General features: G+C 49.9%; 11 protein-coding genes and 1 riboswitch. Of the genes, 10 read left to right on the top strand and 1 reads right to left on the bottom strand.

The window, feature by feature from the left end; all coding sequences use genetic code 11:
* Window positions 1-12 precede the first annotated feature (12 nt).
* The 8 genes from ispG (at window position 13) to IJG50_02750 (ending at window position 12,789) form a co-directional block, all read left to right on the top strand.
* Complete coding sequence (gene ispG / locus IJG50_02715) at window positions 13-1,056, top strand: flavodoxin-dependent (E)-4-hydroxy-3-methylbut-2-enyl-diphosphate synthase (GenBank protein ID MBQ3378759.1); 1,044 nt, start codon at window positions 13-15, stop codon at window positions 1,054-1,056.
* 87 nt (window positions 1,057-1,143) lie between these two features.
* On the top strand, window positions 1,144-5,184 hold the full coding sequence (locus tag IJG50_02720) for a PolC-type DNA polymerase III (GenBank protein MBQ3378760.1): 4,041 nt from the start codon (window positions 1,144-1,146) through the stop codon (window positions 5,182-5,184).
* A gap of 62 nt (window positions 5,185-5,246) precedes the next feature.
* Complete coding sequence (trmB, locus tag IJG50_02725) at window positions 5,247-5,894, top strand: tRNA (guanosine(46)-N7)-methyltransferase TrmB (GenBank protein MBQ3378761.1); 648 nt, start codon at window positions 5,247-5,249, stop codon at window positions 5,892-5,894.
* Between the two features lie 12 nt (window positions 5,895-5,906).
* Complete coding sequence (locus IJG50_02730; GenBank protein ID MBQ3378762.1) at window positions 5,907-6,608, top strand: ABC transporter ATP-binding protein; 702 nt, start codon at window positions 5,907-5,909, stop codon at window positions 6,606-6,608.
* A 4-nt stretch (window positions 6,609-6,612) separates the two neighbouring features.
* Window positions 6,613-9,795, top strand: coding sequence for an FtsX-like permease family protein (locus IJG50_02735; GenBank protein ID MBQ3378763.1), 3,183 nt, complete (start codon window positions 6,613-6,615; stop codon window positions 9,793-9,795).
* A gap of 43 nt (window positions 9,796-9,838) precedes the next feature.
* Window positions 9,839-10,339 carry a DUF4358 domain-containing protein gene (locus IJG50_02740; protein MBQ3378764.1) on the top strand — a complete coding sequence of 167 codons (501 nt, stop codon included), beginning with the start codon at window positions 9,839-9,841 and terminating at the stop codon, window positions 10,337-10,339.
* 80 nt (window positions 10,340-10,419) lie between these two features.
* Window positions 10,420-10,526: riboswitch (TPP riboswitch) on the top strand.
* Between the two features lie 69 nt (window positions 10,527-10,595).
* Window positions 10,596-11,765: a M20/M25/M40 family metallo-hydrolase gene (locus tag IJG50_02745; protein MBQ3378765.1), complete on the top strand. Its 1,170-nt coding sequence runs from the start codon at window positions 10,596-10,598 to the stop codon at window positions 11,763-11,765.
* Between the two features lie 19 nt (window positions 11,766-11,784).
* Window positions 11,785-12,789, top strand: coding sequence for an ABC transporter substrate-binding protein (locus tag IJG50_02750; GenBank protein MBQ3378766.1), 1,005 nt, complete (start codon window positions 11,785-11,787; stop codon window positions 12,787-12,789).
* A 36-nt stretch (window positions 12,790-12,825) separates the two neighbouring features.
* Here IJG50_02750 and IJG50_02755 read toward each other — a convergent pair whose 3' ends face one another.
* A complete protein-coding gene (locus IJG50_02755; protein MBQ3378767.1) occupies window positions 12,826-12,987 on the bottom strand; it encodes a DUF3787 domain-containing protein in 162 nt (53 codons plus the stop codon).
* A 207-nt stretch (window positions 12,988-13,194) separates the two neighbouring features.
* Between IJG50_02755 and IJG50_02760 the strand changes: the two genes are divergently transcribed.
* Together IJG50_02760 and gltA are read left to right on the top strand one after the other, a co-directional pair.
* Window positions 13,195-14,043 carry a sulfide/dihydroorotate dehydrogenase-like FAD/NAD-binding protein gene (locus tag IJG50_02760; GenBank protein ID MBQ3378768.1) on the top strand — a complete coding sequence of 283 codons (849 nt, stop codon included), beginning with the start codon at window positions 13,195-13,197 and terminating at the stop codon, window positions 14,041-14,043.
* A complete protein-coding gene (gene gltA, locus IJG50_02765) occupies window positions 14,036-15,427 on the top strand; it encodes an NADPH-dependent glutamate synthase (protein ID MBQ3378769.1) in 1,392 nt (463 codons plus the stop codon). The genes IJG50_02760 and gltA overlap by 8 nt, the downstream gene beginning before the upstream one ends.
* Window positions 15,428-15,436: the final 9 nt, after the last annotated feature.

Below are 15,436 nucleotides of genomic sequence, written 5' to 3' on the forward strand. Positions count from 1 at the left end.
AGGAGAATGTATATGGCGTCGAGAAAAATAAAGGTAAGAAATATAGAGATAGGCGGCGGCGCGCCCGTGTCGGTGCAGTCGATGACGAATACGGACACGCGCGACGCGAAAAAAACGCTTTGGCAGATATCGCGCTTCAAGGATGCGGGCTGCGATATAGTGCGCCTTGCCGTGCCTGACGAGGAGGCGGCGCGTGCGCTTTACGAAATAAGAGAGGGCACGGACATGCCGATCGTAGCCGATATACACTTCGATTACCGCCTTGCGCTTATCGCAGCCGACGCGGGCATAGATAAGATACGCATAAATCCCGGGAACATCGGCTCGCGCGAGCGGGTGAGGGCCGTAGTAAGATCATGCGCCGAACGCGGCATACCCATACGCATAGGAGTGAACGGCGGCTCGCTTGAGAAGGATATCTTAAAAAAATACGGCAAAGTGTGCGCCGAGGCGATAGTTGAAAGCGCACTCGGCCATATAAAGATGCTCGAGGACGAGGGCTTTTTCGACATTGCCGTATCTCTTAAATCCTCCGATGTAAAAACAACTATAGAGGCATACCGCCTTATGAGCCGCACGCGCGATTATCCGCTCCATCTGGGCGTGACCGAGGCGGGTACATACGAGATGGGCATAATAAAATCGTCGGTGGGCATAGGGTCGCTTCTTTGCGACGGGATAGGCGATACGATAAGAGTGTCGCTTACGGACGATCCCGTAAAAGAGGTATACGCAGGGAAAAATATACTCAGGGCTGTGGGACTTCTTCACGACAGGCCGCAGCTTGTATCGTGTCCCACCTGCGGGCGGTGCCGGATAGACATGATACCCATAGCAAAGGCGGTGGGAGAGGCTCTTAAAGAAATAAACGCGCCGATAAAGGTAGCCGTTATGGGCTGTGCCGTAAACGGACCGGGAGAGGCAAGAGAGGCCGACGTGGGCGTTGCGGGAGGAAGCGGCTCGGCCGTGCTTTTCAAGCACGGCGAGATAATCAGAAAGATACCGGAGGATAAAATTTTAGAAGAGCTTTTAAAAGAAATAAAAGCTATGATATGATATAAGAAAAAATGTGCGCGCTGCAAAACGACGTGATATGCGTTTTTTGCGGCGCGCCTATGCAGTTTACATAAATGAGGTAGACGGATGAGACTCAGCGAACGCTTCACGCTTGTGGAGTTTAACGGCAGAATTAAAGAGCTTGATGAAATATGTACGATAAAGAAGCTAAAGGTCAACCGCAGCGCGCGCATTATAAAATTAAATCTGTTTTTTTCGGACAAGTTTGACAACGCTGTTTTGTCGGAGCTTTTCGGACTAATAAAGAATGCGTATCGTCTTTCGGATATTTCGGCGGAGGTCTGCGTAAATAAGAGCGGACCCGAAGCGAAAAAAGACGACGCGCCTGCACAGGCGCCTGCCGAAGAGAAAAAAGAGGAAAAGAACAACGACGAAAAGAAGCTAAAAGAAGAAAGACCGAAAGAAGAAAAGCCGCCAAAGGACGAAAGCGTCATTTTCGGCAGTGCCGCCACAATGCCCGTAACGAAGATGGCGCATGTGAACGCCGATTCCGGCGAGGTAGCCGTGCGCGGCGAGGTATTCTTCTGTGAGGTAAAGGTCACGAAAAAAGGGCGTACGATCATCGTTTTTGACATAACGGATAAAACGAACTCCGTGCGCGTAAAAAAGCTTTTGCCGAAAGCCGCCGTAGAGAAGGTGACGGGCGCGGTAAAGAAGGGCAAAAGCTTCATTGTGCAGGGCGTTATGGGGCCAGACAAATTCACGGGAGAATCGGTGCTCGATATGAGCGGCCTTACGGAATGTGAAAAGACGGTGCGACTCGACCCCTGCGAAGAAAAACGTGTAGAGCTTCATCTGCACACGCAGATGTCGGCGCTCGATGCGACGAACTCGATAGACGATTTCTGCGCCGCGGCAAAGCTTATGGGACATAAGGCGATAGCCGTTACCGACCACGGAGTGCTTCAGGCGTATCCCGACGCGATGAAGGCGTCAAAGAAACACGGCATAAAGATACTTTACGGCGTCGAGGCTTATTTTGTGAACGATATAGACGGCACTGCGAGAAAAATAGTGGACGGCAATAAAAATGAGCCGCTTTCGGGCGAATACATAGTATTTGACTTTGAGACGACGGGGCTTTCAAGAAAAAAGGACCGTATAACGGAGATAGGCGCAGTTAAAGTGTCGGGAGGAGAGATAACCGACACGTTCTCGACGTTCGTAAACCCGCATATGCCCATACCGCCGAAGATCACGGAGCTTACGGGCATAACGGACGAAATGGTCAAGGACGCGCCCGATGAAAACGAGGCGGTACGCGCGTTTCTCAAGTTTTCGGGCAGCGGCGTAATGGTCGCTCATAACGCGCCGTTCGATATGGGCTTTTTAAACGAGGCGAAGGCGCGTCTCGGCATAAAAACGGCCCAGACCTCGATAGACACGGTAGAGCTGTCGAGAACGCTCTATCCCAATCTGAAAAATCATAAGCTCGACACACTTGCGCGACATCTTGAGATGGAAGACTTCAATCATCACCGCGCCTGCGACGACGCGAACGTGCTCGCGGGAATGTTTATAAAAATGACGCGCGAGCTTAGGGACGAATACAAGATCGAGACGACAGGGCAGATAAACGCGCTCTCCGACGGAGCGAAGGTAAAAACGACGAGCTTGAAGTCGTATCATCAGATAATCTTTGCAAAAGATTATACGGGGCTTAAAAATTTATACAAGCTCGTATCGTGGGCGCATATCGACGATTATTACAAGCGCCCGCGTATACTTAAAAGCAAGCTTATGGCGCACCGCGAAGGACTTATCATAGGCAGTGCGTGCGTTGCGGGCGAGCTTTACAGCGCCATTTTGGACGGCGCGGACCGCGACAGGCTTATAAACATCGCGCAGTTTTACGACTTTTTGGAGATACAGCCGCTTGACAACAACCGTTTTCTTATCGGCAAGGGACGCGCGAAGGATGAAGAGGAATTAAAAGCCCACAATAAGCTTATTCTTTCGCTGGGAGACGAGCTGTCGATACCCGTTGCGGCGACGGGAGACGTGCATTTCTTAAATCCCGAGGATGAGATATTCCGCCGCATACTTATGAGCGGGCACGGATTTGACGACGAGGAATCTACGCCGCTTTATTACCGCACTACGAAAGAAATGCTTGATGAGTTCTCATATCTCGGCGAGCGCGACGCGCATCGCGTAGTAATAGAGAATACTAATCTTATAGCCGACATGATGGAGCCGATACGCCCCATTGCCGAGGGCAGTTTTCCGCCTAATGTGCCGAATGCCGCCGAGGATCTAGAGAAGATAGTATGGACGCGCGCGAAGGAGATCTACGGCGAGGATCTTCCCAATATTGTCTCCGAGCGCATTGAGCACGAGATGACACCTATAATAAAGCACGGCTTTGCGCCCATGTATACGATAGCGCAGAAGCTCGTGCTTCAGTCGAACGAGGCGGGATACTTAGTCGGCTCGAGAGGCTCCGTAGGCTCGTCGTTCGTCGCCTTTTTGGACGGTATAACCGAAGTAAATTCGCTTGCGCCGCATTATTTATGCGAAAAATGCAAGCACGTTGAGTTTTTTGAGAACGGCGAATACGGCTCCGGCGCAGATATGCCGCCAAAGGACTGCCCGAACTGCGGCATACCGATGAAGAAGGACGGCTTTGACATACCGTTCGAGACTTTTTTGGGATTCGACGGCGACAAATCGCCCGATATAGATCTAAACTTTTCAAGCGAATATCAGGCGACGGCGCATAAGAATACCGAGGTCATGTTCGGCAAAGGCTTCGTTTACCGTGCGGGCACCATAGGCACGCTAAAGGAAAAGAAGGCTTACGGATACGTAAAGCATTATCTTGAGGAGACGGGCGTTAAAGTGAACCGCGCCGAGGAAAACAGGCTTATTATGGGCTGCACCGGTTCCAGGCAGTCTACGGGTCAGCACCCCGGCGGCCTTATCGTCGTGCCGTCGCACAAGGAGATATACGACTTTTGCCCCATTCAAAGGCCCGCGAACAATCAGAAGCTCGATATCATAACGACGCATTTTGAGTATCATTCAATAGAAGAAAACCTTTTAAAGCTCGACCTTCTGGGACACGACGCGCCGACTATGATCCGCGTACTTACCGACCTTACGGGCGTAGATATAAACGACGTGCGCTTAGACGACGAGGAGACGATGAGCATATTCACCTCGCCGAAGGCGCTTAAGCTTGAACCTGATGAGGTGATCCACTCGGTAGGCACCGTGGCGATACCCGAGTTCGGCACGAAGTTCGTGCGTCAGATGCTTGTTGACACTAAGCCCACGACGTTTGCCGAGCTCGTGCGTATAGCCGGCCTTTCTCACGGCACCGACGTATGGCTCAACAACGCGCAACAGCTTGTGCTTGACGGCACGACGACGCTTAAGAACGTTATCTCCACGCGCGACGATATAATGATGTATCTCATACATAAGGGGCTGCCGAAAAAAGAGTCGTTTACGATAATGGAGGCGGTAAGAAAGGGCAAGGGCTTACAGCCCGAATGGGTGGAGCTCATGCAGAGCTTCGACGTGCCCGAATGGTACATAGAATCGTGCCGCCGCATAAAATATATGTTCCCAAAGGCGCATGCCGTGGCATATGTGCTTATGTCGTTTAGGATAGCTTATTTTAAGGTGCATTATCCTCTGGCCTTTTACTGCGCGTATTTCAGCGTTGCAGCCGACGACTTTGACGCGGACATGATGGCGAACGGCATTGATCGCGTCAGACGCCACATGAAAAAGATAGAACAGGATCCGAACGCGACGGCAAAGGATCAGAGCATATATATAATCCTTGAGATATGCTACGAGATGTACCGCCGCGGATTTGAATTTCTGCCGATAGACCTTTACGAGTCCGACAGCAAAAATTTTAAGATAATTGACGGCAAGATACTTCCGCCGTTTCGCGCCCTTTCGGGGCTGGGCGAAAATGCGGCGAGAAGCATAAAGGAAGCGCGTGAAGACCGCCCGTTTGAAACGGTAGAGGATCTGCGCGTTCGCACGGGCATTTCAAAGACGGTAATAGAAATGTTTCGTGAACGCGGGATGCTTCGAGGCATACCCGAGAGCAATCAGACAGATATTTTTGATTTGTTGAAGATATAGCTTACACATTTTTAGACAAAGCGTGTATAATTGTCTTATCCGGAAAGAAGGATGAACGAAAGATGCGGATGAGAAAAAAGAAAAATTTAGGCCCGCGCTTTGAGCGGTGCGAAGACCTGCTTATAGACGAGCCTGCACGATACAAAGGCCGATTTTCGGAGCTTTTTTCGCGCAGCGCGCCGCTCTATCTCGAGATAGGCGCGGGTAAGGGCGCGTTCCTTCGAAAGATGTGCGCCCGCGAGAACAGGGATTTTAATTATATCGCGCTTGAAAAGGTGCCCGAAGCGCTTATAATGGCAATGGAGAAAGCGAAGGCGGAAAACATAGCGGACGTTAAATTCATATCACAGGACGCGGCAGAGCTTTCGGAAATATTTGCCGACGGGGAAGTGTCGAAGATCTTTTTGAACTTCTCCGATCCGTGGCCCAAGTCGAGACAGGCTAAGCGCCGCCTTACTCATGAGAGCTTTTTAAAGCAATATGAAACCATACTTGCGCCTGAGGGCGAGATAATTTTTAAAACGGACAATCCGCGCCTGTTTGAGTTTTCACTGTGCGAGTTTTCCAAATGCGGCTTTATTTTAAAGGAGCTTACGCTTGATCTTCATAATTCAAAGTATGCCGAGGGCAACTGCACAACGGAATATGAGGACAGGTTTACGGCGCTGGGTCAGCCTATCTACAGGGTGATCGCGGCAAAACGTGCGTAAGGAGAACACGGTATGAGCTTTGTTGAGCTTAAAGAGGTCTATAAACGCTATAAGATGGGAGAAGTAACGATAACGGCGTCGGATGGCGTTTCGTTTTCGATAGAGAAGGGCGAGTTTTGCGTTATAGTGGGCGCGTCCGGCGCAGGCAAGACTACTGTTTTGAATATGCTTGGAGGCATGGATTCATGCGACGGCGGGCAGATAACAGTTGACGGCCGCAATATTGCAGGTTTTTCAAAAAAGGAGCTGACGCTGTACAGACGCTTCGATATAGGCTTTGTATTCCAGTTTTATAATCTGGTACCTAATCTGACGGCGAGGGAAAATGTGGAGCTGGCCGCGCAGATATGCGAAAATTCGCTTGATCCCGATGAGGTGCTCATGGCGGTAGGGCTTTTTGAGAGGCGCAATAACTTTCCCGCGCAGCTTTCGGGCGGCGAACAGCAGCGTGTGTCGATAGCGCGCGCGCTTGCCAAAAATCCCAAGCTGCTTTTATGCGACGAGCCTACGGGCGCGCTCGATTACAATACGGGCAAAGCGATACTTGCGCTTTTATACGACATGTGCAAAAAACGCGGCATGACAGTCGTTGTGATAACGCACAACAAGGCGATAGCTCCGATGGCCGACCGCGTTATCGAGCTTAAAAGCGCGCGGGTGAGCAATATTATCATAAACGAGCATCCCGCAGATCCCGCGACTATAGAATGGTAGAAGTATGAAGGATATTCTGTTTTTAAATACGTTAAGAAGCCTGTGGCGCACGAAGAACCGCTTTTTTTCGATACTTGCGATAATCGCGCTCGGCTGCGGCTTTTTTGCCGGCGTTCGCTCAACGTGTCCCGACATGAAGTATACGGCGAAGGTCTATTTTGACGAATACAGGCTTTCCGATATGCATATCATTTCAAATGCGGGCTTTGACGGCGAGGACATCGCCGCGCTTAAAAATATAGAGGGCGTAAAAGATTTAAGGCCGTCGTATTATTTAGACTGCTTTGCAAAAAATCCGGACGGCAGGGATATCATAGTTAAAGCCATGTCCCTAAGCCTTTCCGACACGCAGGACCTGCCTATGCTTATCGAGGGCAGGATGCCGCAAAACGCCTCCGAATGCTTAGTTGAAACAAACACGCGCACACCCGAGTATTTTAAAGTAGGAAGCGAGATCGTGCTGTCTTTAAACGATGAGGAAAACAGCGCCGAAGATCATCTTAATAATACGTCCTTTAAAATAGTCGGAATAGTTCAGTCGCCCCTGTATATTTCTTTTAATCGAGGCAATACGAACATAGGAAACGGCACTATAGACGCTTTCTGTCTTATACCCGAAGAGGCGTTTTCTTATTCGACGTATACGGACGTTTACATAACGCTTTCAAAAAATGAGGATATGGACGCGTTCTCTGATGAATATTACGCGCTTTTAGACAGATATGACGACGTTTTTTATGAGGCGTCGCAAGCGCTTTTGCCGCAGCGCGCCGACCGCGCCGTGGCCGATGAAACGGCGGAGCTTTTAAAAGCGCGCGAAGATTACGAAGCGGCCGAGCGTGATTTGGAAGACGGGAAAGGGAAGCTGTCTTCGTCAAAAAAAGAATACGACGATGCGCTTCTTCGCTTTTCCGATGAAGAAAAGCGCTTAGAGGAGGGTAAAGCGGATTACGCTGCCGCGCTTTTGGAGTATGAAGCAGGCAAGGCGGAGTATGACGAGACCGCGCGAAAAGCAAACGAGCAGCTCTCTTTGGCCGAAGCGGATATTATAAGCGCCGAAGAGGAATATAACGCGGGACTTTCGGGATATAATGCGGCGTATGCCGAATATGAGAGTAAAGTAAAAGAATTAGAGGAGGCGAAAGCGCTTCCCATAGCCGTGCCGGACATTGACGAAGCCTGGGCCGCCCTTTCTGCGGCCAAAGAAGAGCTTGCCGCTAAAAAATCTCAGCTTGACGACGCTGCGCTGCAGATAGAAAAGGCAAAGGCCGAAATCTCCGAAAAAAGAGCGGAACTTGAAGCGGGGAAACAAAGCCTCATAGACGCCGAAAGCGAGCTTGAAAAGAACAGGCTTCTCATAGACGACGGCGAGGCCGAGCTTTTAAACGCCCGCGCCGAGCTTAAAGACGCAAAGGCAAAGATATCCTCGGCAGAGAACGACATTTCCGACGGAGAAGCGCGGCTTTCAAAGGCCGCGGAGGATATAGCCGACGCGGAGAGTAAAATAGAGGATTTTAAGAGCGGCGCGAAATGGTATATTTTCGACAGACGCGACTTTGTGGATTATGAGGGCTACGGCACCGACGCCGACCGAGTAGGCGCGATCGCGACGGTATTTCCCGTGATGTTCATAGCCGTGGCGCTTTTAGTATGTCTTACGGCGATGACGCGCATGGTAGAGGAGCAGCGCACTCAGACAGGCGTTTTAAAGGCGCTTGGCTTTTCGTCGGGACGTATAGCTGTGCAATATGTGATATATGCGTCGGCGGCAAGCGTCATTGGCGGCTTTTTGGGACTTTTATTGGGCTTTCGCATATTTCCCGCCGTCATCATGAACGCCTACGGAATACTTTACAATATTCCGGGAGCGATCACCTCCTTTAAGTGGGGGATAGGAATGTGGTGCATAGGGGTAGCAGTTTTATGTACGGCCGTTTCCGCGCTTTTTGCCTGCATGAGGGAGCTGAGGCTAAGACCGGCCGCGCTTTTAAGACCAAAGCCGCCGAAAACAGGCAAGCACGTCTTTTTGGAGCGCACTCCCATATGGCGGCGCATGAGCTTTACAAAAAAAGTAGCCGCGAGAAATATTTTCAGATACAAGGGACGTATAATCATGACCGTTGTGGGCATTGCGGGATGCAGCGCGCTCATGCTTACGGGCTTTATGCTGAAATATTCGATATCTTCGATAGTAGATAAGCAGTTCGACGAGGTGTTCATACAGAGCGCCACGATGCTTGTGGACGACGCGGCGTCGAACGAGCAGCGTCTCGATATAGAAAACGCGGTAAGCGCATCGCCTTATATAAGCGAGAATATCGGCGTTATGGAAAAGTCAACAAAAGCTTCATCAGACTCTAAAAGCTATGACGCATACGTTTTTGTTCCTTCCCGTACAGAAGATTTCACAAGCTTTGTAAATATACACGACCGTGAAACGAAAGAAGAATTTGATTTAAAAAACGGCGCGGTGATATCGGAGAAGCTTTCGCGTCTTTTGGACGTGAGCACGGGAGATATGATAATCGTGGGCGAACAGGATGAGGCGCGAAAGTTTCGTATAGCGGGCGTTTGTGAAAATTACGCCTACAATTATGTGTTCATATCGCATGAAGATTACGAGCGAGAATATGAAAAAGATATCGTTTACAACGCTCTGCTCATCAATATGACTGATGAAACTAAAGGCGACGAGCTTTCATACGATATGCTCTCGCATGACGGAGTGCTTGGGCTTTCATATAATAACGATACTAGAGAGCATTTTAAAAACGTAATGGATAGTTTAAACTATATAGTTTATGTTATAATATTCTCTGCGGGGCTTTTGGCCTTTGTGGTGCTGTACAATCTTACAAATATTAACGTGAACGAGCGTATACGCGAGATAGCGACGATAAAGGTGCTCGGTTTTACCGACCGCGAGACAGCGCAGTATATTTACCGCGAGAACATGGTCTCAACTCTTATCGGTATAGCTATAGGACTCGTCGGAGGAGTATTTTTAGGACGTTTCGTAGTGAAGACGGCTGAAGTGGAAATAGTAATGTTCGCGCCCGATATTGCGCCTTCGTGCTTCGTATGGGCGGCGGCGCTTACAATGTGCTTTGCGCTTTTGGTGAATTTCGCTCTCTATTTCAGATTGAAGAAAATAAGCATGGCGGGAAGTCTTTCGGCAATGGAATAATTTGTTTTGCGTATCAAAAAATTTTAAATAAGGAGCAGGTATAATGGATTACGGCATTCGTTTTAAGAGAGTGAAAGCGGGTATTTCTGCGGCAATAATGATCTGCGCGCTTTTCATGGCCGCGTCATGCAGCGACAGCGCGTCTAAGGAAGAGACTGCGGTGGATCTGGGCGCAGTTATGGATAGTATAGGAGAGTTTGTTTCCGATCAGGATATGCTGGACCTTTCAGACGAGGAGATGTTATCGTTCTACGGCATAGAGAAAGGCGAGTATGCTCAGTTTGCCGCGAAGATCAATGTGTCGGGCGTATCGGCAGACGAGATAGTTTTCATTGAGGCCGCAGATGCAAATGCGGCGCAGTCAATAAAGGATAAGCTTGAAAACAGGTATCAGGCCAAGCTTAACGAAACAAAAAACTATTTTCCGGATGAGTACAATAAAATACAGGCTTCAAGCGTAGAGCAGAACGGCAATTACATTTCAATGGTGATCTCGGCCGACGCCGATGCGATAAACGCCGTTTATAGATCCGCGTTTCAATAAGAGCCTATTTTTAACGCCGTAATTTGTATTGACAAAGAATAAAATTGTGCTATTATATCTGTATAAACATCCTAAAAAAGCATATAAATGAGGGGAGCTTGCGAAAAGCGGCTGAGATGTGGCGTCGCGCCTATACCCATTACCTGATTTGGATAATGCCAACGTAGGGAAATAAAAGACCAAAACAAAGCGTTTCGGGCGGACGACCTTATCCGGGTCATCCGCCTTTTCTTTTAAAAATGCGAAAGGAGAAAATATGGAAGCAAAAAAAATACGCGAATGTGCCGAGCGTTATCTTGAAGCTCAGGTAAAGCTTTTGGAGGAATACGCAAAGGTGGACAGCGAGTCGGGATATATCGAGGGCAACAGAAAGACCGTTGATATGACGCGCGCGATGCTTTCGTCTATACCCGGTATCGAGATGAAAGAAGTATTCTGCGAGGGCGTGGGCACACACCTTGTCGCCAGGGTAAATGCAGGCTCAAAGAACGGGAAAATAGTCCTAAACGCTCACCTTGACACAGTGTTCCCCGTAGGCTTTGCCGAAAAATATCCGCCGTTTCGAGATGATGAGGGATGGCTTCACGGGCTTGGTACAGGCGACTGCAAGGCCGGCGTGGTCATATCGGCCTATGCCGTAAGGATAGCGTCGGAGCTTGGACTTTTGCCGGATAAGGAAATAGTGCTCATATACAGCTGTGATGAAGAGATCGGCTCGCCCACAGGATGCAAGGTTTTTGAAGCTGAGGCGGCCGGAGCCGAGTGCGCATACGTTTTCGAGTACGCCGTAAAGACGGACAAAGGCTACGGCGTGGTGTCGCAGCGCGACGGCGTGATCTTGGGAGCGCTGGATGTAAAGGGCGTTGAGGCTCATGCCGGAGGCGCATATATGGACGGTCACAGCGCCATAAAGGAGCTCGCCCACAAGATCCTTAAATATTACAGCTTCAACGATTACGAGCGCGAGATATATTATAATGTAGCGCCCATATCGGGCGGCAGGCCCAACGGCATAGTCGCGGGAGACGCGCATATGGAGTTCTGCGTTGCGGGCCTTCCGACAAACGAGTCGTTCAAAGAGGCGGAGGCTAATATAGAGTCGCTGGCCGCATCAAACGAAGATCCTTTCTGCACAACAACGGTGGAGCATCATATACTTTTTCCCGCGCTTGAGAAAAACGACGCGGGCAGCGCAGCCGTTAGTATAGTGAAAAAGGCCGGTGAAACGATGGGCCTTGAGATAACGGAGATCGCAGATCCTACCGCGACCGACGCATGCTGGTTTTATTATTACGGCGTGCCCGCACTTGATGCATTCGGCGCCGTGCAGCAGGGCATGCACACGCCGCAGGAAAAGGTATATATTCCGAGCATTTCCGAGATGACGGCGCTGTTTTGCGCGGTACTCGGCACTATGAAGGAGTAACGTGAAAGGGAGGATAATAATGAAGAAAAGGATACTTGCTCTGATACTTGCGCTTATCACGGTATTTATGTTCACGGCGTGCAGCAATTCCGGCGGCAAACAGGACGCAGACGAGCTTGAGGATTTTGATATAGTGCTCGACTGGTATCCAAACGCGGTGCATTCGTTCATTTATGTGGCTATAGAAAAGGGATATTACGCAGAAGAAGGGCTTCGCGTTAATGTACAGCTTCCCGCAAATACAAACGACGCTATAACGATGACTGCGGCGGGCAAGGCCGACGCAGGCCTTTATTATCAGCCGAACATACTTCAAACGGCCGTAAATCAGCATATACCGATAAAGATACTCGGCACGGTCGTTGCACATCCCTTGAACGTAGTTATTTCCATGAGGGAAAGCGGCATAAACGGCGCGGGCGATCTGCGCGGCAAGACAGTAGGCTATCCCGGCACGACGGACAATGAGTACTATATTGCTGCCATGGCGAAGCACAACGGTTTTTCTGCGGACGAGATAAATCTTATAGACGTCGGTTTTGACGTAAATGCTTCGCTTATCACAGGTAATGTGGACGCTATAATCGGCGCGTATATAAATCACGAGTACCCCGAGCTTTTAAACGAGGGCGTGGACGTAGTTTATTTTGATATAAAGGACGAGGGCGTGCCCGATTATGAGGAGCTTGTGCTTATAACGGGCGAATCGCAGGTGAAAAATGAGAGCGACAAGCTTGAAAGATTCATGCGCGCATCGAAGCGCGGATTTGAGGATATGAAAAACGACCCCGAAGAGGCGCTTTCCATATTGCTTGCAAATCAGGACAAGGCCAATTATCCGCTGAACGCCGAAGTTGAAAAAATGAGCATGGAGATACTTCTGCCGCTTATGTCGTCAGACGAGCACGGCTTTTTGGATATAAATGAGGAAAGCTGGAAGGCGCTGGCCGAGTGGGAAAAGGAAATAGGCATAATAAGCGAAGACGTGGATATGGATTCGCTTGTTGCGAAAATAGGCGGATAACGACAAAAGGGCGAAAAGGGCGCGAAAGCGCCCTTTTCATAGTTTATTCTCTTGGCACCAGTCGCGGGCGCGTGATGCGGCGTCCTCTGACGGTATGGCGGCGTTCGTTTGTTCGTCGCGCCTGCTTTCTTCCGAAAGGGCGAGAGTCTTATGCTCTCCGAGGGCTGCTTTTTCCTTTTTAAGGCGTTTTTTTGCCATGGATATTCTCCTTTGTAAAAAACTTTGACTGTAGACCCGGTCAAATGTGTGAAAAACATATCAAAAATGCCCCGATACTCGGCGCTCTTTTATTATTTCTGCTCAAAGATTATATATTCTTGTAAAAAATCAGTGAAAAAAGTTTGAATTTTTCGTACATAGTATTATAATAAATATATACTGAATTCGTTTGGAGGAGTTTGAAGTATGTATCAAATCGTTGAAAAGAAGGTTTTGAACGAACAGGTAAAACTGTTTCGCGTTAAAGCCCCTCATGTAGCCAAAAAGGCTAAACCCGGTCAGTTCATAGTTTTAAGAGTATCCGATGACGGAGAGCGCATCCCTCTGACCATAGCGGATTACAACAGAGAAGAAGGCACGATAACGATAATTTTCCAGGAAGTCGGAGCGACGACCGCCGCGCTGGGACTTTTGAACGAAGGCGAATATATACATGACTTTGCAGGCCCGCTTGGACTGCCGTCCGAGCTTGAAGGCATAAAGAAGGCGTGCGTTATAGGCGGCGGCCTCGGATGCGCCATCGCTTATCCGCAGGCGAAGGCTCTTCATGAGATGGGCGCGAAGGTGGATATAATCGCAGGCTTCAGAACGAAGGACATAATAATCCTTGAGGACGAGATGAAGGCCGTATGCGAGAACCTCATAGTTTGCACCGACGACGGCTCTAACGGCAGAAAGAATCTTGTTACCAATGAGCTTGAAGCTCTGCTTCAGGCAGGCGAGCAGTATGACGTAGTAATAGCGATAGGCCCGCTCGTAATGATGAAGTTCGTATGCCTTACCACCAAAAAGTACAACGTAAAGACCATAGTGAGCATGAACCCGATAATGGTCGACGGTACGGGAATGTGCGGCGGCTGCCGCCTGACCGTAGGCGGAGAGACGAAGTTCGCATGCGTTGACGGCCCCGATTTCGACGGTCATCTCGTAGATTTTGACGAGACTATACGCCGTTCGAAGATGTATAAGAAGTTTGAGCAGGAAGCTATGGAAAGACATAGATGCAATCTTGAGGAGGTAATCAAAAATGCCTAACATGTCGCAGATAAAATGCCCGATGCCGGAGCAGGATCCCAACGTCAGAAATAAGAACTTTAAAGAAGTTGCTTTGGGATATACCGAGGAGCAGGCAGTAGAAGAAGCGCAGCGCTGCCTCAACTGCAAGGCGCGCCCCTGCATTTCCGGCTGTCCCGTAAACGTGCAGATACCCGATTTTATACAGCTTATTGCCAACCGCGACTTTTCGGCCGCTGCAAAGAAGATAAAGGAGACGAGCTCCCTTCCCGCAGTATGCGGCAGAGTATGCCCGCAGGAATCGCAGTGCGAGAGCAAGTGCGTTCGCGGCAGAAAGGGCGAGCCTGTAGCAATAGGCCGTCTTGAGCGCTTCGCAGCAGACTGGAGCATGGCGAACGAGAAGCCCGAGCCGATAGACATAAAGAAGAACGGTCATAAGGTAGCAATAGTCGGCGCAGGCCCCTCCGGCCTTACCTGCGCGGGCGACCTTGCGAATATGGGATACGACGTTACCGTATTCGAGGCGTTCCACAAGCCAGGCGGCGTGCTCGTGTACGGCATACCCGAATTCAGACTGCCCAAGGCCATCGTTCAGCGTGAGATAGATACTCTTTCTGACAAGGGCGTTAAGTTTGAGCTTAACTACATAGTAGGTAAGACCGGTTCTATTGACGAGCTTATGAAGGACGACGGCTTCGAGGCCGTATACGTTGGAAGCGGCGCAGGCCTTCCCAGCTTTATGAATATCCCCGGCGAGAACTTAAACGGCGTTCTGTCCGCTAACGAGTTCTTAACGAGAATAAATCTTATGAAGGCATATCTGCCGAATAATCCCACTCCCGTAATGGTGCCCAAGCGCGCAGCCATCGTAGGCGGCGGCAATGTTGCAATGGATGCTGCCCGCTGTGCAAAGCGCATAGGCGCCGAGGAAGTCTACATCCTCTACCGCAGAAGCGAGGAAGAGATGCCCGCAAGAAACGAAGAGATACACCACGCTAAGGAAGAGGGCATAATCTTTAAGCTGCTCACCGCTCCCACGAAGATACTCGGCGACGAAAACGGCTGGGTAAAGGGCGTTGAGTGCGTTGAGATGGAGCTTGGCGAGCCCGACGCATCGGGACGCCGCAGACCTGTCGTTAAGGAAGGCAGCGAATATACTATTGACCTTGACTGCGTTATCATGTCGATAGGCACGTCTCCGAACCCGCTCATCCGCAGCACGACTCCCGATCTTGAAACGAACAGAAAGGGCTGCATCGTTGCAGAGGAAGCAACGGGACAGACGAGCAAGGAAGGCGTTTTCGCAGGCGGCGACGCCGTTACAGGCGCAGCTACCGTTATCCTTGCAATGGGTGCCGGCAAGGCTGCCGCAGCCGCAATGGATAAGTATATAAAGAGTAAGTAAGAGTAATAT

This window comes from Clostridia bacterium (genome assembly GCA_017405765.1).
Taxonomy (GTDB): domain Bacteria; phylum Bacillota; class Clostridia; order Oscillospirales; family RGIG577; genus RGIG577.